13 protein-coding genes and 1 pseudogene are annotated in these 20,053 nt (G+C 69.9%); 10 read left to right on the top strand and 4 right to left on the bottom strand.

Translation table 11 applies throughout. From position 1 onward, the window contains the following. Positions 1–55 precede the first annotated feature (55 nt). Complete coding sequence (gene eccA, locus DFR69_RS09715) at positions 56–1,897, bottom strand: type VII secretion AAA-ATPase EccA (RefSeq protein WP_110037148.1); 1,842 nt, start codon at positions 1,895–1,897, stop codon at positions 56–58. Positions 1,898–2,054: 157 nt separating this feature from the next. Between eccA and eccD the strand changes: the two genes are divergently transcribed. Genes eccD through eccCa form a run of 3 tightly spaced genes read left to right on the top strand, consistent with a single transcriptional unit; the run spans position 2,055 to position 8,994 of the window. After that, on the top strand, positions 2,055–3,515 hold the full coding sequence (eccD, locus tag DFR69_RS09710) for a type VII secretion integral membrane protein EccD (RefSeq protein WP_279629845.1): 1,461 nt from the start codon (positions 2,055–2,057) through the stop codon (positions 3,513–3,515). Then, complete coding sequence (gene mycP, locus DFR69_RS09705; protein WP_110037146.1) at positions 3,512–4,921, top strand: type VII secretion-associated serine protease mycosin; 1,410 nt, start codon at positions 3,512–3,514, stop codon at positions 4,919–4,921. Before eccD ends, mycP begins: the two co-directional genes overlap by 4 nt. Positions 4,922–4,932: 11 nt before the next feature. Then, positions 4,933–8,994, top strand: coding sequence for a type VII secretion protein EccCa (gene eccCa, locus DFR69_RS09700; protein ID WP_110037145.1), 4,062 nt, complete (start codon positions 4,933–4,935; stop codon positions 8,992–8,994). On the opposite strand, the gene DFR69_RS09695 is transcribed toward eccCa, so the two are convergent. Beyond that, the gene (locus DFR69_RS09695) at positions 8,991–9,581 is read right to left on the bottom strand and encodes a GNAT family N-acetyltransferase (RefSeq protein WP_110037144.1); all 591 of its coding nucleotides are present in this window, start codon (positions 9,579–9,581) and stop codon (positions 8,991–8,993) included. The two genes, eccCa and DFR69_RS09695, sit on opposite strands and share 4 nt — an antisense overlap. Next, positions 9,578–10,387 (bottom strand): GntR family transcriptional regulator, encoded by an 810-nt coding sequence (locus tag DFR69_RS09690; RefSeq protein ID WP_244198182.1) that lies wholly within the window; start codon positions 10,385–10,387, stop codon positions 9,578–9,580. Before DFR69_RS09690 ends, DFR69_RS09695 begins: the two co-directional genes overlap by 4 nt. Before the next feature lie 284 nt (positions 10,388–10,671). Between DFR69_RS09690 and DFR69_RS09685 the strand changes: the two genes are divergently transcribed. From DFR69_RS09685 to DFR69_RS09670, 4 genes are all read left to right on the top strand, one after another. Then, positions 10,672–11,061 carry a DUF4254 domain-containing protein gene (locus tag DFR69_RS09685; RefSeq protein ID WP_244198181.1) on the top strand — a complete coding sequence of 130 codons (390 nt, stop codon included), beginning with the start codon at positions 10,672–10,674 and terminating at the stop codon, positions 11,059–11,061. A 110-nt stretch (positions 11,062–11,171) separates the two neighbouring features. Beyond that, entirely contained in the window at positions 11,172–12,395 is a 1,224-nt protein-coding gene (locus DFR69_RS09680) for a DUF7373 family lipoprotein (RefSeq protein WP_146229246.1), read from the top strand. Positions 12,396–12,403: 8 nt separating this feature from the next. Continuing rightward, positions 12,404–13,618, top strand: a complete 1,215-nt coding sequence (locus tag DFR69_RS09675) for a DUF7373 family lipoprotein (RefSeq protein ID WP_110037140.1) — start codon at positions 12,404–12,406, stop codon at positions 13,616–13,618. Positions 13,619–13,628: 10 nt separating this feature from the next. Continuing rightward, positions 13,629–15,101: a serine/threonine-protein kinase gene (locus DFR69_RS09670; protein WP_261774622.1), complete on the top strand. Its 1,473-nt coding sequence runs from the start codon at positions 13,629–13,631 to the stop codon at positions 15,099–15,101. 9 nt (positions 15,102–15,110) lie between these two features. Here DFR69_RS09670 and DFR69_RS09665 read toward each other — a convergent pair. Further along, a pseudogene (locus DFR69_RS09665) lies at positions 15,111–16,337 on the bottom strand (MinD/ParA family ATP-binding protein); the annotation flags it as partial. Positions 16,338–17,217: 880 nt separating this feature from the next. Here DFR69_RS09665 and DFR69_RS33915 point away from each other — a divergent pair. From DFR69_RS33915 to rpmJ, 3 genes are all read left to right on the top strand, one after another. Further along, positions 17,218–17,646, top strand: a complete 429-nt coding sequence (locus tag DFR69_RS33915) for a hypothetical protein (protein ID WP_146229245.1) — start codon at positions 17,218–17,220, stop codon at positions 17,644–17,646. 1,866 nt (positions 17,647–19,512) lie between these two features. Next, positions 19,513–19,734, top strand: coding sequence for a translation initiation factor IF-1 (gene infA / locus DFR69_RS09660; RefSeq protein ID WP_003418601.1), 222 nt, complete (start codon positions 19,513–19,515; stop codon positions 19,732–19,734). Between the two features lie 121 nt (positions 19,735–19,855). Next, positions 19,856–19,969 (top strand): 50S ribosomal protein L36, encoded by a 114-nt coding sequence (gene rpmJ / locus DFR69_RS09655; protein WP_011207363.1) that lies wholly within the window; start codon positions 19,856–19,858, stop codon positions 19,967–19,969. The last annotated feature ends 84 nt before the right edge of the window (positions 19,970–20,053 follow it).

Genomic DNA, 20,053 nt, shown 5'->3' with positions numbered 1-20,053 from the left:
GAAAACGACACGGGGCCGGGCGCGGAATACGCGCCCGGCCCCGTGTCGTCGGCGGTCAGGACAGGTTCGGCAGCTGTCCCACATTGAGGGTGGCGACGATGCTGGTGAGCGCGGTGCGCATGTCGGGCTCCTCGATCCGCATGAGCACGTCGTCGTCGACCTCGGCCAGGTCGATCCCGTCGGTGTTGGCCAGCCGGAACTCGCGCTCCTCCTCGGCGGCCTCGATGACATTGCGGATGAAGCGGCCGTTGCCGGCCAGGTCGACACCGCGGCGCGGCTGCCCGCTCTGATCGGTGCTCTCCATGTCGTAGAGGTGACGGCAGGTCTCGATCAGCGTCTCCAGCGCGGCGGGGGAGAGCTGCGAATCCCGGCTGCCCGCGACGATCTCACCGATCTGGCCGAGCTCCTCGGCGGTGTAGGAGGGGAACTGCAGGCGCTTGGCGAAGCGGGAGGCCAGACCGTCGTTGGCGGCGAGCAGGCGGTCGATCTCGCCGTCGTAGCCGGCGATGATCACCACGAGCCGGTCGCGGTCGTTCTCCATGCGGGCCAGCAGGGTGTCCACCGCTTCGCGGCCGAACGCGTCACCGCCGGAGAGACCGGTCTGGATCAGCGTGTACGCCTCATCGATGAACAGCACGCCGTCCATGGCGCTGTCGATCAGCTTCTCGGTCTTGATGGCGGTGCCACCGAGGTTCTGGCTGACGAAGTCGACGCGCTTGGCCTCGACCACCTTGTCGGTCTTCAACAGTCCGACACCGCAGTAGATCTTGGCGACCACGCGCGCGATGGTGGTCTTACCGGTGCCGGGCGGGCCGGTGAAGGCCAAGTGCTGGCCGCGCGACTGGCTCGACAGGCCCTTGCCCGCGCGGATCTTGGCCAGCTGCGCCGAGGACTGCAGCTTGGCCACCTGGTTCTTCACCGAGGCGAGGCCGACCTGCTTGTCGAGCTGCGCGCGCGCCTCGGCGAGCACGGTCTTGGCGCGGTCCTCCGCGGCGGCCTCGTTCATCGAGGCCAGCGTCGGCGCCGAGGTGGGATCCCACTTGTCGGTGCGCGCGTCGATCACCTCGCGGCTGGTGACCACGATGCGGAAGGTGCGGTCGCGCATGGCCGAGGTGTTGGCCGCGAAATCGGGGAGCTGCGAGTACACCTGCTCGAACAGCTTCTGCGCCTCGGCTTCGTTGCCCGCCTCGCGCAGGCACAGGCCGCGGTTGTACATGGCGGTGAACTTGGCCGACGGAATCGGGCCCGCCTCGGCCTGTTCCATGCGCCGGATCGCCTCGCCGAACAGACCGAGCTGCGCGCAGGCCGTGCCGACCATGACATTGGCGCCGGTGGCCAGGTACGGGTCCTTCCAGTCCTCGGAACCGGCGAGCACGGTCATCACGTCGGGCCAGCGCTGCGTGTTGTAGTGCAGGATGCCGCGGATGTAGGCGCAGATCCGGTCGTCGATCGCCTTGTCCGGATCGTCTACGCGGCCCGCGCGCAACTTGGCCAGCTCGTCGAGGACCTGCTCGGCCTGGTCGTAGTCCTTGTCGGCGATCAGCTGCGAAGCCCACGCCAGCCAGATCTCGGTGAGGCCGGCCAGGGGGTAGTCGATGTAGAGCCCGGGCAGGAACCGCCCCGCCATGGCGCGCGGCGCCAGACCCAGCCTGCGCTGCTCCCGGCCGAGCGAATCGAGGCTGGTGCGGTGCAGATTGAACAGCACCTCCTTGGTCACCTCGCCCGCCGCCGCGCGGCCCAGCCACGCGTCACACATCGACGAATCCCATTCCGTCGCGCGCTGGAAGGCCAGCTTCGCGTACTCGTCGTCCCGCGCGGATTCCTGACCGTCGATGGACAGACCGAGCGAGAGGACGCCCGCGTCGAAGGCGCGCTGAGCCTGGCGAATATCTGGCATGTGGTGTCGAACCCCGAAATCTTCGTCTGGTGGACAGCTGGTGTTCAATCCGGCGGAAGCACTTCGATCGCGCCGGTTTGCCCTGTCCGTTAGATTAGGTAACGCTGCCGTGTGGTCGCAACGGAAGTAGTCAGCTACGACTGAGAGTTCATCACTGGTGTCGACGTTGTTAGGCAATGAGCCCGAACTATGCCGAGTTTCAGTGATCGGGGGTGATACGCAGCTCGACATCGGCCTGCCCGCCACGGTCCCGATCGCCGGATTCATCGGCGATCTGGTGGCGCTGATCCGATCGCGGGATCCGCGCCTGCCGGACGGAGACGAGGACTCCGCCCCGGTCCGCGCCCAGCACTGGACGCTGGCCCGGCTCGGCCAGGACCCCCTCGCACCGAGCCGCACCCTCACCGAGGCCGAGGTCTACGACGGCGAGCTGCTGGTCCTGAGCCCGGTGACCCGCAAGGAGTCGCCCGCGCTCTTCGACGACGTCATCGACGCCGTATCCCGGCTCACCGCAGGCGAGTTCCGCGGCTGGTCGGGCTCGGCCGCGCGCTGGACCGGTCTGATCCTGGCGACCGTGGCGATCCTCGCCGCGCTCGTGCTGCTCGCCGTGTCGCGCGCCGACAGCGACCCACTGGTCCCCGCCTTCGCGCTGCTCGGCACCGGTATCGCGGCCTCGGCCGCGGCCGGTATCGCCGCCCGCAAGTTCACGGATCCGATTACCGCCAACTGGCTTTCGCTGGACGCGCTGCTGCTGATGTTCGGCGGCGGCGCGCTGGTGGTGCCCGGCCAGCTCGGGGCGGGCAACGTGCTGCTCGGCAGCGTGGTGCTGCTGGTCACCGCGGTGATCGGATATCGCGTCACCGGCATCGGGGCCGGTCTGTTCGCCGCCGCGATCACGCTCAGCGTGTTCGGCGCGGTGGCCGGGACGATCTATCTGATCTGGCATCCGGGTCTGGCCAAGCTTTTCGCCGGCGTGCTCGTCGCCGCGGTGATCCTGCTGTCGTCGGTGCCGCGCCTCGCCGCGGTGACGGCCAGGCTGCCGATTCCGCCGGTGCCGACCGCGGGCGGGGCGATCGATCCGGCCGACCACGAACAGCGTCCGACCATCGAGGGCATCGGCGCGGTCGGCGCGATCGCGCTGCCCTCGGCCGCCGGGCTCGGCGAGCGGGCGCGCGTGGCCAACCAGATCCAGACCGGCCTCGTCGTGGCCTGCGCGCTGGCCGCGCTCGTCGGCGCGGTCGGGGCGGCCGACCCGTTCGGTCCGTTCCATTCCGGTGGCGTGGCCCTGGCCGCGGTCACCGCGATCGTGCTGTGCCTGCGCGGACGTTCCTACGCCGACCTGGTTCAGGCCGCCACCCTGATCTCCGCGGGCGCGCTCACCGTGCTCGCCCTGCTCACCGGCCTCGGGCTCGGCCACGACGCGCTCGAATTCGTCGCGGTGGCACTGCTGTTGGTGACGGCGGGCGGTGTCATCGGGTTCGGCGTGATCGGCCCGCACGTCGAGGTGACCCCGGTGACCAGGCGGATGATCGAGATCTTCGAGTACCTGCTGATCATCACGATGGTCCCGCTCGCGCTGTGGGTCATGGATGTGTACTCGACCGCCCGCAACATATGACGCGGGTACCCGTGCGCCGCGCGCTGTTCCGGCTGACCTGCGCGGCGACCGTGCTCGGCGCGGTCGCCGGGTTCCCGGCGCCCGCCGGCGCCATCGCGCCACCGCGCATCGACCCGGGGGCGCTCGACGCGGCGCTCGCGCTCAGCGGCAGACCCGCGCCGCTCGAGGCGACCGAACAGCGTGAGCTGTGCGCCGAACCGGTGCTGCGGGGCAGCCCGCCCAGCGAGCCGCCGATGTCGCAGCGCGTCCTCGACCTGCCCTCGGCCTGGCAGTTCAGCCGCGGCGCCGGACAGAAGGTGGCGGTGATCGACACCGGCGTCAATCGGCATCCGCGCCTGCCCGCGCTGCAGGCGGGCGGCGACTACGTCAGCGATTCCGACGGCACCGTCGACTGCGACGGGCACGGCACCCTGGTGGCGGGCATCATCGCCGCCCGCCCGTCGCCCGACGACGCGTTCGTCGGGGTGGCGCCCGAGGCGGAGATCCTCGCCATCCGTCAGCTCAGCCTCGCCTACGACCGCAAGGACCGGCAGGGCTCGGTGAAGGAGGACGGCGCCCTGCGCAGCGACGGCTACGGCAGCGTGCTCACCCTCGCCGGCGCCGTGGTCCGCGCGGTCGACATGGGCGCGACGGTGATCAACATCTCCGAAGTCGCCTGCACCGCAGCCGGTTCCAACACCGCCGACGCCGCGCTCGGCGCCGCCGTGAAGTACGCGTACGACCGCAATGTGGTGGTCGTCGCGGCCGCGGGCAATGTGGAGCAGGGCGGCCCGTGCCAGAACCAGAACGAGGGCAGCGGCTGGAGCTCGGTGACCACCGTGCCGTCGCCCGCCTGGTTCACCCCGTATGTGCTCTCGGTCGGCTCGGTCGACGCCGACGGCAAACCTTCGGCGCTGTCGCTGCGCGGACCGTGGGTCGGGGCGGCCGCGATCGGCCGCAACATCGTGTCGCTGGACAGCAAGCCCGGCGGCACCGGCCTGGTCGACGGCGTGCAGACGATGGACGGCGTGCAGCCGGTCGACGGAACCAGTTTCGCCGCACCGTATGTCGCCGGGCTGGCCGCGCTGATCCGGTCGCGCTATCCGGAACTGTCCGCGCAGCAGGTGATCGAGCGGATCACCCGCACCGCGCACGCGCCCGGTCGCGGCCGCGACGACGCCATCGGCGCGGGCCTGATCGACCCGCTGGCCGCGCTCACCGCGCCGCTGGCCGACGAACCGCCGAGCAAGGGCGCCGACGTCGGGCATCCGATCGCCGCGCCGTACGAGGCGCCGGAACCGGATCAGCGACCGCGCCAGGTCGCCATCGCCGGATCGCTGACCCTGTTGGCGGCCTTGGGAATCGGCGCCGCGTTCGCCTTTCCGTTCCGCAGGCGCAGTGCCGATCTGAACCAGGAATTCGAGTAGTAGAGGGATCGATGGCAACCGAAGGTTTCGTCCGTCGCCCCCGGATCGCGCCGCCGCGCGCACCGGGCGGTGAAGTCGCGCTCACCCCGCCGCCGGAGATCCAGCGCGCCATCCCGTCGCCGCTGATGATGAAGCTGATGCCCGTCATCATGGTGGTCGCGGTGGTCGGCATGATCGCGATGATGGTCTCGATGGGCCGCAATCTGCTGGCCAATCCGATGATGATGATGTTCCCGATGATGATGCTCATGTCGATGGTCGGCATGATGGCGGGCATGCGAGGCGGCGGCCCCAAGCGCGCCGTCGAGCTCAACGAGGAACGCAAGGACTACTTCCGCTACCTCGACCAGGTGCGCAAGGACGTGCGCAGCACCGGCACCAAACAGCTCGAGACGCTCGGCTGGAGCCATCCCGAGCCCGCCGACCTGCCCTCGCTCATCGGCAGCAGGCGCATGTGGGAGCGCAGGCCCAACGACCCCGATTTCGGGCACGTGCGCGTCGGCGTCGGCAGCCACCGCCTGGCCACCAAGCTGGCCCGGCCCGAGACCGGCCCGCTCGAGGACCTCGAGCCGGTCTCGACCGTGGCGCTGCGCCGCTTCGTGCGCACGCATTCGGTGGTGCACGAACTGCCGACGGCGGTCTCGCTGCGCGCCTTTCCCGCCATCAACATCGGCGGTGACCTCGACGAGGGCCGCGAGCTCGTGCGGGCCATGTTGATGGAGCTCACCACCTTCCACGGCCCCGACAATCTCGTCGTCGCCATCGTCAGCGCCGATCCCGACGCGCACTGGGCCTGGGCGAAATGGCTTCCGCACGTGCAGCATCCGTCGGTCCGCGACGGGCTCGGCTCGGCGCGGATGATGTACACCTCGCTCGGTGAGCTCGAGTCGGCGCTGCAGGCCGAGCTGATGGAACGCGGCCGGTTCATGCGCAACCCGCAGCCAACCCAGGGCAGGCTGCACATCGTCGTGGTGATCGACGACGGCTACATCAGCGGCAACGAACGCATCATCAGCGAATCGGGCCTCGACTCGGTGACCGTGCTCGACCTGACCGCACCGGAGAACGGCCTCGCGGCCCGCCGCGGCCTGCAGCTGGTGGTGGCCGACGGCGCGGTCTCCGCGCGCAGTGCCGCCGGGGTGGAACGCTTCGCCACCGCCGACGAGGTCAGCGTGGCCGAGGCGGAGGCCTTCGCCCGCGGGCTGGCCCGCTACCGGCTCGCCACGGCCGCGCAGATCGTCAGCCTCGGCGAGGGCACCACCAGCGACCCCGGCCTGATGGCGCTTCTGCGCATCCCCGACGCGGCCCAGATCGACCCGGCCAGGGTGTGGCGTCCGCGTACCGCGCGCGAGCGGCTGCGCGTGCCGATCGGCATCACCCCCGACGGCACCCCGGTCGAGATCGATATCAAGGAGTCGGCCGAGAACGGCATGGGCCCGCACGGCCTGTGCATCGGCGCCACCGGTTCCGGCAAGTCGGAATTCCTGCGCACCCTGGTGCTTTCGCTGGTCACCACGCACTCGCCGGACGCGCTGAACCTCGTGCTGGTCGACTTCAAGGGTGGCGCGACCTTCCTCGGCCTGGACTCGCTGCCGCACGTCGCCGCGGTCATCACCAACCTCGAGGACGAACTCTCCCTCGTCGACCGCATGAAGGACGCGCTGGCCGGTGAGATGAACCGCCGGCAGGAACTACTGCGCTCGGCGGGCAACTACGCCAACGTCAACGACTACGAGAAGGCCAGGGCCGCCGGCGTTCCGCTCGATCCGCTGCCCGCGCTGTTCGTCGTGGTCGACGAGTTCTCCGAACTGCTCTCGCAGAAGCCGGATTTCGCGGAACTGTTCGTGATGATCGGCCGCCTCGGCCGCTCGCTGCACGTGCACCTGCTGCTGGCCTCGCAGCGGCTCGAGGAGAACAAGCTGCGCGGCCTGGAATCGCACCTGTCCTACCGGATCGGTCTGCGCACCTTCTCGGCCAACGAGTCCCGCGCCGTGCTCGGCATCACCGACGCCTACCACCTGCCCAGCGTGCCGGGTGCCGGCTACCTGAAAAGCGATGCGTCCGAACCGCTCCGGTTCAACGCCAGCTATGTGTCCGGTCCGTACGTCGCGCCGGTCGGCACGGTCGTCGACGACGACGGCGCGCCGGTGGGCGGGCAGCGGCCCGTGGTGTTCACCGCCGCGCCGGTCGAGGTCACCGAGGTCGAGCCCGAGCAGACCGAGGACCCGATCCTGCGCGGCCGCCCGGAGCTGCCGCCGCCCCCGCCCAGCGGGCCCACCGGCGAGGAGGGCATTCCCGACTCGCTGCTCGACGTGGTCGTCAAGCGACTGACCGGCCACGGCCGCCCCGCCCACGAGGTGTGGCTGCCGCCGCTGGAGGAGTCGCCGACCGCCGACATGCTGCTGCCCGACCCGGACTGGCGTTCGCCGGTGAACCGGCACGGTCAGCTGTGGATGCCGATCGGCGTCATCGACAAGCCCTACGAGCAGCGCCGCGACGTGCTCACCATCAATCTCGCGGGCGCGCAGGGCAATGTCGCCGTGGTCGGTGGCCCGCAGTCGGGCAAGTCGACCACGCTGCGCACGATCATCCTGGCCGCGGCCGCCACGCACAGCCCCGAACAGGTGCAGTTCTACTGCCTCGACTTCGGTGGCGGTTCGATGGCCGGTCTGGTCGGGATCCCGCACGTCGGTTCGGTCGCCGGCCGGCTCGACGGTGACCGGGTGCGGCGCACCATCGCCGAGCTCACCACCCTGAGGCGCCAGCGCGAGGAACGCTTCGCCGAACTCGGCATCGAATCGATGGCGGAGTTCCGCAGGCGCAAGTTCTCGGCGCTCGAGGCCAGGCAGATCAACGGCACCACCGCCGCGCCCGGCGACCCGCTGGCCGCCGACCAGTTCGGCGACGTGTTCCTCGTGATCGATGGCTGGGGCGCCATCCGCGAGGAGTTCGACATGCTCGAACCGCTGATCAACGCGATCGCGACGCAGGGCCTCTCGTTCGGTGTCCACCTCATGATCGGCGCCTCCCGCTGGGCCGAGATCCGGCCGGTGGTCAAGGACCAGATCGGCACCAGGCTCGAACTGCGCCTCGGCGACCCCGGCGACTCGGAGATGAATCGCCGCACCGCGCACCAGGTTCCGGTCGGCAGGCCGGGTCGCGGCCTCACCCCCGACCAGCTGCACATGCTGATCGCCCTGCCGCGCTTGGACTCCGACTCCGACCCGTCGACCATCGCCGACGGCGTCACCAGGGCGCGTGAAGAGCTCATCGCGCTCTACCCGGGCAGGCGGGCGCCGGAGGTGCGCATGCTCCCGCTGAGCTTCCCGCGCGACCAGGTCGTGGCCGCCGCCAAGGAACAGGGCGTCACGCTCGACCGCACGAAGGTCGCCGTCGGTCTCGGCGAGTCCGAATTGCAGCCGCTGATCCTCGATTTCGGCGTCGAGCCGCACTTCATGGCCTTCGCCGATGTCGAATGCGGCAAGACGACGCTGCTGCGCAACATCGTGATGAGCATCGCCGAGCAGTCCGACGCCTCCGAGGCGCGCGTCATCCTGATCGACTACCGGCGCACCATGCTCGGTGTGCTCGAGGGCGACCAGCTGGCCGGCTACTCCACCTCGTCGCAGACGTGCGGGCCGATGATCCAGGAGGTCGCCGCCTATCTGGCCAAGCGGATCCCCGGCTCCGACATCACCCAGCAGCAGCTGCGGGAGCGCAGTTGGTGGTCGGGCCCGGAGATCTATGTCGTCGTCGACGACTACGACATGGTGGTCACCGGTTCGGGCAACCCGTTCGCCCCGCTGCTCGAGTACCTGCCGCAGGCCCGCGACATCGGCCTGCACTTGGTGGTCACCCGGCGCATCGGTGGCGCGTCCCGCGCGCTGTACGACCCGGTGCTCGGCGCCATGAAGAACCTGTCGGTGCAGACGCTGATCATGAGCGGCTCGCGGGACGAGGGCAAACTCATCGGCGACGTGCGCCCGAGCAAGATGCCACCTGGTCGCGGCACCCTGGTCTCGCGCAGCCAGGGCATCGAACTGGTCCAGATCGCCGACCTGCCCCCGCTCTAACCGGGCAGCCCGCCCAGCAGCGGCTGGGCGCCGGTGCGGCGGTGACGTCGCACCGGGGGCGGCCGCCAGCTGTCGGTACGCCGTTCGAACAGCGCGCAGGACGGCCCGCTGGCCAGCGGACCCGCGATGCGAGCCAGGGTGAAGCCCGCCCTGCGGTAGTAGTCGTGCAGCTCGCGATTGGAGGTCCAGGCGTCCAGCCGGACCCAGTCGCGGTGCTTCTTCTCGGCGAGGCGGGCGGCGTGCTCGAGCATCCGGTGCCCGATCTGCAGACCCGCGAAGTGCAGGTCGACGATCATGAAGTGCACGATCATCGACTCGGCCAGCTCCCACGGCGCCCAGAGCCCCGGATCGGCGCGATGGTTGACGGTGATCGTGCCCGCCGGCTCGCCGTCGACCTCGGCGATCCAGGTCTCGCCCGCGTCAAGGGCCCTGCCGACGGCGCCTGCGAAGATCTCGATGGGCCGCCCGCGCCCGGCCACCGTCCACTGATCGGAGCCGCGAGTGGTGAGCCATGCGGTCCGTTGCACGCGCAGCCGGCAGATCAGCGGTAGGTCGCCCAGGGTCGCCGGGCGCATCCCCACGGTCATGGCAATGCGACGGCGGATCCGGGTGCGATGCCGAGGGTGTGGGCGATGACGGCGGTGCCCGCCGCGTCGCCGAGCTGATAGGCCAGCCGGTTGCGGCCGGCCAGGGAACGATGCCGGGTCGCCCGGGTGACCCGTTCGTGGTTGGCGCCGATACGCAGGTGATCGAGCAGGACGGTGCCGGTGGCGACGCCGAGCACGGCCGCCTCTTCGGCGGTCGCGGGGCGCGCGGCCAGGGTGTCACGGTGGGCCGTCTCGCCGTAGCCGCGGTCGGCCAGGCGACGGGTGGTGCCTTCGGGAATGTCATGGGGGGAGTCGATGCTCGCCGCTTCGGCGAGATCGCGTGGGTAGAAACTCACCTCCCAGGACCACGGTTCGTTGTCCAGGTACTGCACCACGGTGCGGGCCAGCACCCAGGAGTCGACGGGAACGCCGAGCCAGTGCGCGACCTGATCGTCGGCGGGCTCCATCCTGGTGCTGAATTCCTTGGTCGGCTCGCGGTTGGCCGCGCGCGCGATCTCCTCGAAGATGTCGTGCGCCGAGCGCGGCCGGTCCGGGCGGATGTGGTCGGTGACCACCGATTCCAGCACTTCCTGGTTTCGGACGATGGTGCCGCGGGAAGTCGCTGTGTAGACGAGGTTTTCGGCGACGAGCACCTGGATCGCGTTGCGCGAGGTGGTGATCGAGACCTGCATCTGCTCGGCCAGCTCGGAATGGCTGGGCAGCCGGTCGCCCGGTTTCCACGTGCCCGCGCGGATCTCCTCGCGGAGGAGGTCTGCGATCCGGAGGTAGGTCGGACCGTCCGCCATCATGCTCCTCGGTAGGTCGTGCAGGTAACGAAGTGTACTCGTCTGGGTTACCTACGGCCGAGTAATGCTTGACAGTGAGCTTGCGAGGTTTATTGTAATGAACGTCCTGATCCGGTGCTGTGCGGCGACGACGGCGAGGCAACGTGGCTGGTGCGGAGAGTTCCACGGTAGTAATGGCTTTCCCCGACACATTGCGGTGTGTCGATCCCGCCGGTCCACCGGCGTCACCCGGTCTACTGCCACTTTCCGATCTGCTCGTCCGGGCGTGTCGCGGGCACCGCGTGGTGGGCGGGCCGCTGCTGTGGTTCGCGCGCGATCTCGCGGTGCTGCACGAGAAGCGGATCGTCGGCCGCGGCGGATTCGTCGACACCGATCCGGTGGTCATGCGTGAGATCGACTGCCGCCGAGCCGAACTGGTCCTCGCCATCGACGACTGGGTACACCGCGGCGTCCCGCAGCACCGCCTCGGCGCCACCCTGCACACCGAGACCATCGGCGCGGTCATCGACCGCCTGGCCGAGTCGTCGGTCCGCGCCCACCACGCCCTGATGACCATGGCCGCCCACGACGAGATGCTGCACAGCGCCTGGCACCACCTCGCCGAACTCGCCGACGCCTACGACGACCTGGTCCGCGAGGTCACCGCGGGCCGTCGCAGGCTGCCGGAGTGGTAGGCCTCCGCGAAACCGGCTGACCCGCAGCCTCTTACAGGGCAGCGAGAAGCCCGGTCTCCGTGTTAGCCTCAGCGAGGCCGATAGGCCGATAGCTCGACGGGGGATGGTTGATGGGGGTTCGACGGCGCTGGCTTCCGGCTGTCTGTTCGCTGATGGCGCTGTCGATCGCGGCATGTTCGGGCTTCGGCGGCAGCGAGGTCGACGAACCGTCCGTCGACCTCGGACTCCTCGATGTGGGGGTCTACCCCACGCAGCCCGTCGACTATGGCACGGCGAGCACCGATCGGATGGTGCTGCACCGGGTGCGTGAGGCGCAACGACTGGCGGAGTTCTTTCCGCTTCCCGCCGACGTGGACCCGTCGCTGACTGTGCTGGAGGACTATTCGGCCAACGTCTTCCTGGACGGGAAGACGAACAGCTCGCCGCGGATCCACAGTGTGGTGAGCCTGAAACCGATCAGCGGTGACGCGCTCACCTCGGCCGGATTCGTCGCGGGATTCGCCACCTCGGGCGCGACGTCGGAGTACAGCGGGCAGCTCGGCCTGACACTGTCCTACGCGGGGCTGGTCTACCGCGACGCCGCCGCGGCGGCGATCGGCGCGGCGGCGCTCGCCGACGCCGGCTTCAACACCGGCCAGGGCGAGCCCGTGCAGTTGGTGCGGTTTCCCGCGTCGCGGTCCGCATGGCAACCGAAGGAACAGACCCAGGCCGCCTGGCATGTGATCGGTGCGGTCGTGGTGATCGTGGTGGCGGAGAACCCCGAGAATCGGGCTCTCGGCATCACGGAACTGGCCTCGCTGACCGGCCTCGTCGAGGGCTCGTTGGGCGTGTTGTCCGAGCGTCTCACGCCATACCGGCCGACCCCGGTCGACCAGCTGGCCGCGATGCCGCTCGATACCGACGGGCTGTTGCGCCGCACGGTGCCGGAAGCCACCGGCGACGAGGACGCCGTCCAGCGAGGAATCTACGACGCACGCGCCGACCTCCACCTGCGCCGCGACCCGCGGCGCTACGCGGGTCTTTACGAGGAGTACGGCATCGATCGGGTCGCCTATCGCGGAGCCACGCTGGTGCGTGCTCGCGACGCGGACAGCGCGCGCCGATATCTCGCCGCCATCGCGGTCGGAAAGTACCTGGTGCGAGAGGATGCCCCGGCCGGGCTGCCGCAGGCACGATGCGCCCGCAACCGCAGTCTGCGGCAAGCCGATGGGACAGAAAAGTACACCTGCTCAGTAACTTTCGATCGCTTTACCGCGACAGTGCATTCCGCGTGGCTGCGAGACGCACAGCAGCGCATCAGCGCGCAGTACGCCATTCTGGTCAACAGCAGGTGAGGGGGACGATGAGACTCCCGCGCTATCCCCGATTCGCGGCCGTCGCAGTCGTCGCGGCGGTGACGGTGGTGTGCGGTGCGGTTGGTTTTTCCGCGACGGTGCCGGGCGCCGCGGTTCCTGGTGAGGTCGACGTGCGACCGTTCGACATCGGCAACTACCCGGTGGAGCCGCTCGAGTTCCGGTCCGCGTACCGGCACACCGTCGAGAACGGCACGGAGCTGGCGATCATGCGCCTGGCCGGGAACGTCGTGACAGGCTACGAAGTGGACGCCGGGATCGCGTTCGGACGCGGATTCAAACCCATCGCCAAACCCTCCGACTACACCACCCGCGCGGCGCAGCCGGATCTCCAAGGGGTGCTCGAGCGCAACCATCTCGCCTTCGGCCTCCAGGTCAGCGCGGGTGCTACCGAAACCGCCGATCTGGACCCGGCGCGCGGCGCGGTCGGTTTCTCGATCGCGGTGTTCCAGTTTCCCGACGCGGCGGCCGCCGGTGCGGCGGCCACCGAGTTCGAGGCGGTGGATTTCGGCGTCACCGGGGACAACACACGCATCCAGCTCGCGGGCTATCCGTCTGCACGGTCGCACTGGCGGCCCGAGGTCAGATCGTTGGGCACCCGTTTGGCGCACGGGGCGTACATGATCGATCTGACCGCATTCGAATCCGTGCCTGATCTCGCCGCGTTGACCACGTTGACCGAGCGAGTGCTGGGTAAGCAACTGCCCCTGCTGGATTCGTTGCCGCCGCTGTCGCATCGCGACATCTACCGGCTCGAGGACGACGCGTCCGGTCTCTTGCGGGTCGCCTTGAACGAGACCGGTACGCGGCACCCACGATTCCCCCGCTCCGATCGTAACTACGTGGCGGTGCTGAACCGGCGTGGCGCGATCGTCGTCCAGCAGGATCAAGCCGTGAAGGGGCGGATGTACGACGAAGCAGGCGTCGATGGGGTGGCATTCCTGGAGGCCACGGTCCTGCTGCGTGCGCGCGACGCCGCTGCCGCGCGGACACTGCAGGCGGACATGACCGCGGACAACACCGAGGCCATCACCGGTCCCGACGGCGTTCCGGACACCGTTTGTCGCCAGGACGATCGCGTTCGCCAAGGCAAGTACTCGTGCACGGTGCGGTACGGACGCTATGTGGCGAAGGTCGTCAGCGATCAAGTCGCCGACGTGCGCCAGCGCGCGGCCGCCCAATACGCGTTGCTGACCAACAGTTGAGAGGAACGCTGTGGCCGTACCGGGAACAGTGATCGCCGGATACCGGGTCGAACGGATGCTGGGAGAGGGCGGGATGGGCGCGGTGTACCTGGCCGCTCATCCAACCTTGCCCCGCCGCGACGCGGTCAAGGTCTTGTCCCGGCGCTTCACCGATGACCGGGAATTCCGTGCCCGCTTCGAGCGTGAGGCCAATCTCGCGGCAGGCCTGGATCATCCGAATATCGTCGCGGTCTACAACCGGGGCGAGGATCAGGGCCGGCTGTGGATCGCGATGCAGTACGTGTCGGGAGCCGATGCGGCGCGGATGATGTCGGACGACCCGGCGTCGATGACGCCGCATCGTGCCTTGCGGATCGTCAGCGAGGTGGGCAAGGCCCTCGACTACGCGCACCGAAGCGGTCTGTTGCATCGCGACGTGAAGCCCGCCAACTTCCTGCTCTCGCCACGCTCCGGCGAGGAAGAACGGGTCCTGCTGACCGACTTCGGGATCGCGAAGGCGATGAGCGACACCGAGGAACTCACCCAGGACGGCGACCTCCTCGCGACGGTGGCCTACGCCTCGCCGGAACAACTGCTCGGCGGCCCGGTGAATCACCGCGCCGACATCTACAGCCTCGCCTGCTCCTTCTTCCGGCTACTGACCGGCCGCAATCCGTTCATCGGCACCGTGCCGACCGTGGTGATGATGGGGCATGTGAACGAGCCGCCACCCCGGGCGACCGATATTCGGCGAGACCTACCCCCCGCGGTCGACGACGTGCTGGCGCGGGCGATGGCCAAGCTGCCCGATGAGCGCTTCGGCACCTGCCGGGAGTTCACCGACGCACTGCGCGCCGCCATGGCCGGTACCGGACCGACCGCTGCCGGTCGCACCTCGGCACAGCCGAGACCCCGCTGGCCGATTGCCGTCGCCGGGTCGGCGCTGGCGGCCGTCGTCGCGTTCGGCGCGATCGTCTGGTCGCAGCCGTCGTCGACCGGGGCGGCGACACCCCAGGCATCGACGGTCGGCTCGACCACCACCGCCGCACCGAAACCGACCAGCCTCGCACAGGCCAAAGCGGACAATCCGCAATTCTTCGGGCGGCAGATCGCCTTGGCCGAATACGCCTCCTACGACCGCAGTGCCGTGCACATGCACCCCAGCGGTCCAACACAATTCCTGACCGGCCTCGGGTTCCGGTACGACCCGCGCTACGCGAACGACACTGCGGCCGAACGCGACAAGGCAGTCACCGACCTGGCGCGCGAGCTCGAGCCGATGGGAACGCCCGACGGGCTGGAGTTCCTCGTCCTGCTACGCAGCGACGCGAAAGCGGGCGGCGGCGGCATGGCCGGCATTTCGAGCAGCCTGATCCGGTTGCACAGCACCATCATCGTGGTCGACGATCCCGCCGTCATCGAAGTCGTCCGGAACTGGTCGCCCGGGGGCGAGGCCGTCCTGCTCGACAAGCTCCTGCCGGTCCTGCGGCGCGAGGTGAAGTAGCTACTCCGCTCAACCGAAGTGGCGGTGGTCGACGCCGAATTCGTCGGCCACCGTGGCCGCGAGCTCGACGTAGGCGCGCTTGGTGGACTTGTGCAGGCGGTGCAGGTCGATCTCGGCGCCCTCGGACAGGTGCTCGTCGTAGGGGATGATGTGCACGGCGCGGCACCGCGAGAGGAAGTACTCGCGGAGCTGCTGGACGCCGACATTGGGGGAGCCCTCGCGCGGCAGGTTGATCACCACGACCGCGTTGCGGACCAGATGGTCGTGTCCGTGCAGGGACAGCCAGTCCAGGGTCGCGGCGGCGCTGCGGGCGCCGTCGATCGCCGCCGAGGAGATCAGCACCAGGGAGTGGGCCAGGTCCAGCACGCCGCTCATCGCGGAGTGCATCAGGCCGGTGCCGCAGTCGGTCAGGATGATGTTGTAGAACCGCTGCAGGATCCGGGCGACCGCCCGGTACTCCTCGTCGTTGAAGGCCTCCGACGCGGCCGGATCACGTTCGCTGGCAAGCACTTCCAGTCGGCTCGAGCCCTGCGAGGTGTGTCGGCGGACATCGGAGTAGCGCTGGATCGCCGGATCGAGCAGCAGATCGCGCACCGTGGAGCGGGTCTGCAGCGGCACGCGCTGCGACAGGGTGCCGAAGTCTGGGTTCGCGTCGACCGCGATCACGCGGTCACCGCGGATCGAGGAGAAGATCGAGCCGAGACCCATGGTGGTGGTGGTCTTGCCGACACCGCCCTTGAGCGAGAGCACCGCGATCCGGTAGTCACCGCGCACGGGCTGGCGGATGCGCGCGACCAGTTCCTGCAGCCGCCGCTCCTCGGCGGACATGCCGGGGTTGATGGCGCCGCCCGAAACATGGTGCACCGCTTTGCGCCAGCCGCTGCCCGGTGTCTTCTTCGCCCGCTTGACCGGGACGTTGTCCAGCGAGGGCGGCTGGTAGCCGTGCTGCTGCGGCGTCGCGCCCCATTGCCCGTGGCCGGGCTGCTGGTACTGCGGCTGGGCGGGCTGCTGATTCCACTGCGCGGCGCCGGTCACCGGGACCCAGGTCCCGTCCGGCAGCTGCTGCATCTGCGGCGCGCTGTTCGGCGGCTGGGCCGGGCGGCCGTCCGCGTACGCCCAGGTGCCGTCGGGCCGTTGGATCGGGAGTTCGGGCGCCTGCGGACTCTGGCCGCCGACAGGCTGCGCCCAGGTGCCGTCCGGTCGCTGGATCGGGTGTTCGGGCGAGCTGGCCTGCTGGTGCGGGGTCGCTTGCGCGAATTCGCCGGAGCCGTAACCGGATTGCGGAGCCTGTCCAGGCAGCGCATAGTCCCCGCTCGGCGCCTGATTCTGCCCCGCCCGCAGACGCGGGTCGTCGTGGCGGAACATCTCGGTCTGCGCGTCGGCCGGAGCTCCCGCCCCGGGCGACGGATCACCCGGGATCGAGTTGTACTGCGCACCAGGGTGAGCCGGCGTCCGCGTCGCATACGGCGACTGCGAATCGGGACCGGGCGCCTGCTGCGGAACACCGGAGCTGTACGGCGAGCCCGCCGCGGAACCGCCGGTGGCATAGGCGTTTCGGTAATCGCCCGGCGGGAAAGCCTGCCGGTCGCCCGCCGTGCCCGAACCCGCTTGTGCGGGCCCGGTGGTCGGTGTGCCGGTGCCTGCTTGCGAGGGTCCGGTGGAGGGAACGCCCGCATGTGTTGTTCGCGTGGCGCCAGTGTGTGACGAGTCCGTGGTCGGCTGTGCCACGTCGGTGGGTGCGCCCGTCTGCGCGAGATCCGCGGTCGGAGTTCGCGTTTCCGTGGGCGCGTGCTCCGCGCCCGTGGCAGGGAGTCGCTGCGCGGGGTCGTCGGTCGACGCGGCGGTGGATGACGGAGGCAGGTGGCCGGTGCCGTCGGTGGACGCCGAGCCAGAGGCAGGCCCCTGGGTCGGAATGCCGCCATGCGAAGGGGGCGTCGTGGCCGGCGCGGTCGCGGCGGGGGCCGAGACGCGCCCGCCGGCGATGCCGGTCGCAGACGGTGCGGCGCCGGTGTCCGTGGATGACGGCGGGTGCGGCGTGGTCACGCCCGCGGGGACGCCCCGGGTCTCGTCGAGGCTGTGTCGGCCTACTCGATCGGGCGTGCCCACGGAGCCATCGGTGGACGGCGCGGTCTGCGTGGGGGTGGACGACGATCCGATGGTGCCGGTCGAGCTGTCAGCGGCATCCGCCGGATTCCGCGGTTGCTGCTCCGGGCCGCTCGCGGTGAGCGAGTTCGTGCCGGGTCGCGCCGCGTCGGGGGTGCTCGATGCGCTCATTTCGGCGGCGGCGTCGTCAGGCATCGACCATGCGCCGGGCACACCGCTGGTCGGCGCCGTCGCCGACGAAGCATCTTGGCCGACAGCAGGATTGGCTGCCTGCGGGGGTGCCTGCGCCCCGTCGCCAGACGTGATCGACGGGTTCTGCTGTGCGGTGGAAGCCGGGGCAGTGAGCCTAGGCGGCACCGCCTGCGGGTTCACTCCGGTGTGCGGGCGCGCCGGTTCGTCCACCGAATCGGGGGAGCGCGTCGGGTCGGTGGCTGCGGGCTGATGCGATGTCGGGCGCGCCGGCGGTTCCGTGGACGGCGCGCGGCCCGCGTCGGCTGCGGCTTGATGCGATGCCGGGTCGCCCGGGCGCGGAGGCACCCCTGCGGACTGCGCCTGGCTCGCATCGTCGCCGGCCTGTCGCGATGGCGAGTCGCTCGGGTGCGGCGGCAGATCGGTGGACGGCAGGCGGGTCGCATCGGCCGTGGCTTGATTGGATGTCCGGTCGCTCGGGCGCGGAGGCAGTTCCGTGGACGGCGCGGGGCTCGCATCGGCCGTGGCCGGACGTGAAGACGTGTCCGCTCGATCGGCGGGCGTGCTCGGGCGTGCCGAGGTGTCGCGCGGGTCGGTCAGGCGGGGCGGAGCCTCCGTCTGCTGTGGGCGCGCGGGTGGGTCGGGGAGCGGCGGCGGGGGTGGAAGGTCGGGCAGCCGGCGCTGATTCGTGCCGAGGGGAGTGAACCCGGTCGAGGGCGGGGCAGGCGTGCGGGTCGGCAGGGACGGACCGGCCTGGGCGGTCGGCCCGCCCTGCGCGGGGAGCCCCGACTGGCCACCGGCGAGGGGATCCGCGGACGTCGGACCACCACTCGTGCCCGGCTGAGAGAGGGGCGCCGGCGCGCCTGAGCCCCCGCCGGTCCCCGGCTGGGGGAAGGACCCTGACGTGGAAGGTCCACCGCCGGTCCCCGGCTGGGAGAAAGGCCCAGCTACGGAAGGTCCACCGCCGGTCCCCGGCTGAGAGGAGGAGCCAGGCGCGGAAGGTCCACCGCTGATACCCGGCTGAGAGAAAGGCTCAGGCGTGGCAGGACCGCCTGGGGAACCCGGCTGGGAGAAAGGCCCCGGCGCCGAAGGATCGCCGGTGCGACCCGACTGCGAGGCGGGTCCCTGCGCTGACGGTCCACCGGGCCCGGGCTGCGGGTACGGATTCGATGGGTCGGAGCCGATCGTGCCCGCGTGGGGGAACGGGCTGTGCGCGTCGGCGGGACCCGGCTGCGAGTGGGGAGCCGACGGGCCTTCCCCGATCGTGCCCGGCTGGGAGAACGGTCCAGCCGCGGCGGAACCTCCGACGGGTCCCGAAGCGGGGTTGGAGGCCGACGGGTGGCCGATCGAGCCGGACTGTGCCGACGGATCACCGGTACCGGCTTGGGGGAAGCCGCTGTGTGACGGGACGCCATTCGTCCCGGTCTGAGGAGAATGTGCGCCATGCGGGGCCGCGCCCGCATCGGGACGGGCCTGATCATGCGACGACCAGCCACCCTGCGGCGACTGCCGGGACTGGTACTCGGGCAGCCGCTGATCAGCGGACTCGTGCGGATCGGCCGCGTCGGCACCCCAACCGGACTGCTCGGCGCCTCGGCGAGGGGACTGTTGGGCGGGCGGCGTCGTCTGCGCTTCGCTCGCGTTGTCCTCGGACTTGCGACGGCGGCCGCGCTTGTCCTTCTTGGCGTCGTCGTTTCCACCACGACCCATGAAACGGCGGCGTTTGGGCGCCTCGTCGATCAGGTCGTCCTGGGGCAGGTTCTCGACCGGTGCCTCGTAACCACTCTGTGTGACTTCGCTCTCCGACAGCCACGGCGGCAACATGGGGAGGCTGTCGTTGTTGCGGCTCACCGGTGCGCTCCGCTCACCAGGGTCCCCCGATCTCCTCGACCCACATCTGGACGTCGGTGAGTTTACGCGACAACCCCGGCGCGGCGGCGGGCGGTCCGGGCGGACGGGAGCCCCGGACCGGTGTACGGTTCGGGGCGTTTTTGCCTCTGGAGTGCCGGACCGGTAAGCTTGAGCGGCGGTGCACCCATGCGCCGACTGCTCGCATGCCAGCGAGCAGCTACGAGGCAATCCAACTCAGGTTAGAAGCATAACCGGGATCGCGGAGGATATGGCGAAGAAAGACGGGGCCATCGAGGTCGAGGGTCGAGTTGTCGAGCCGCTGCCCAATGCGATGTTCCGGATCGAGCTCGAGAACGGTCACAAGGTTCTCGCGCACATCAGCGGAAAGATGCGGCAGCACTACATTCGCATCCTTCCGGAGGACCGCGTGGTCGTCGAGCTGTCGCCGTACGACCTGTCTCGCGGCCGGATTGTCTACCGCTACAAGTGAGACCTGCCTGACGCCTGGTGTTCCGGCCCCGGTCGGAGCGCGCTACAAGACTTCCCCAGTCGTCGGCTGGGGAAAAACTGTGTTCACAGACCCTTGTGAACCAAGAAAAGATTGGACGGACGTGAAGGTTCAGCCGAGCGTCAAGAAGATCTGCGAGAAGTGCAAGGTGATCCGCCGTCACGGTCGGGTCATGGTGATCTGCGACAACCTGCGCCACAAGCAGCGTCAGGGCTGATCCAGCCTCACCACCGGGCACCGATCGTCTGATCGGACTGACCGAAAAAGAAGAACTCCCAGCTCCAGCACGCACGCAGGCTGT

The organism is Nocardia neocaledoniensis (assembly GCF_003182135.1).
Classification (GTDB): domain Bacteria; phylum Actinomycetota; class Actinomycetes; order Mycobacteriales; family Mycobacteriaceae; genus Nocardia; species Nocardia neocaledoniensis.
Note: the sequence above shows the minus strand (reverse complement) of the source record. Positions and strands in the feature narration are given on the sequence as shown.

Excerpts from the sequence above, each read along its gene's own strand:
- eccA (WP_110037148.1), bottom strand. The coding sequence starts at position 1,897 with ATGCCAGATATTCGCCAGGCTCAGCGCGCCTTCGACGCGGGCGTCCTC.
- mycP (WP_110037146.1), top strand. The coding sequence starts at position 3,512 with ATGACGCGGGTACCCGTGCGCCGCGCGCTGTTCCGGCTGACCTGCGCG.
- eccCa (WP_110037145.1), top strand. The coding sequence starts at position 4,933 with ATGGCAACCGAAGGTTTCGTCCGTCGCCCCCGGATCGCGCCGCCGCGC.
- DFR69_RS09695 (WP_110037144.1), bottom strand. The coding sequence starts at position 9,581 with ATGACCGTGGGGATGCGCCCGGCGACCCTGGGCGACCTACCGCTGATC.
- DFR69_RS09690 (WP_244198182.1), bottom strand. The coding sequence starts at position 10,387 with ATGGCGGACGGTCCGACCTACCTCCGGATCGCAGACCTCCTCCGCGAG.
- DFR69_RS09680 (WP_146229246.1), top strand. The coding sequence starts at position 11,172 with ATGGGGGTTCGACGGCGCTGGCTTCCGGCTGTCTGTTCGCTGATGGCG.
- DFR69_RS09675 (WP_110037140.1), top strand. The coding sequence starts at position 12,404 with ATGAGACTCCCGCGCTATCCCCGATTCGCGGCCGTCGCAGTCGTCGCG.
- infA (WP_003418601.1), top strand. The coding sequence starts at position 19,513 with ATGGCGAAGAAAGACGGGGCCATCGAGGTCGAGGGTCGAGTTGTCGAG.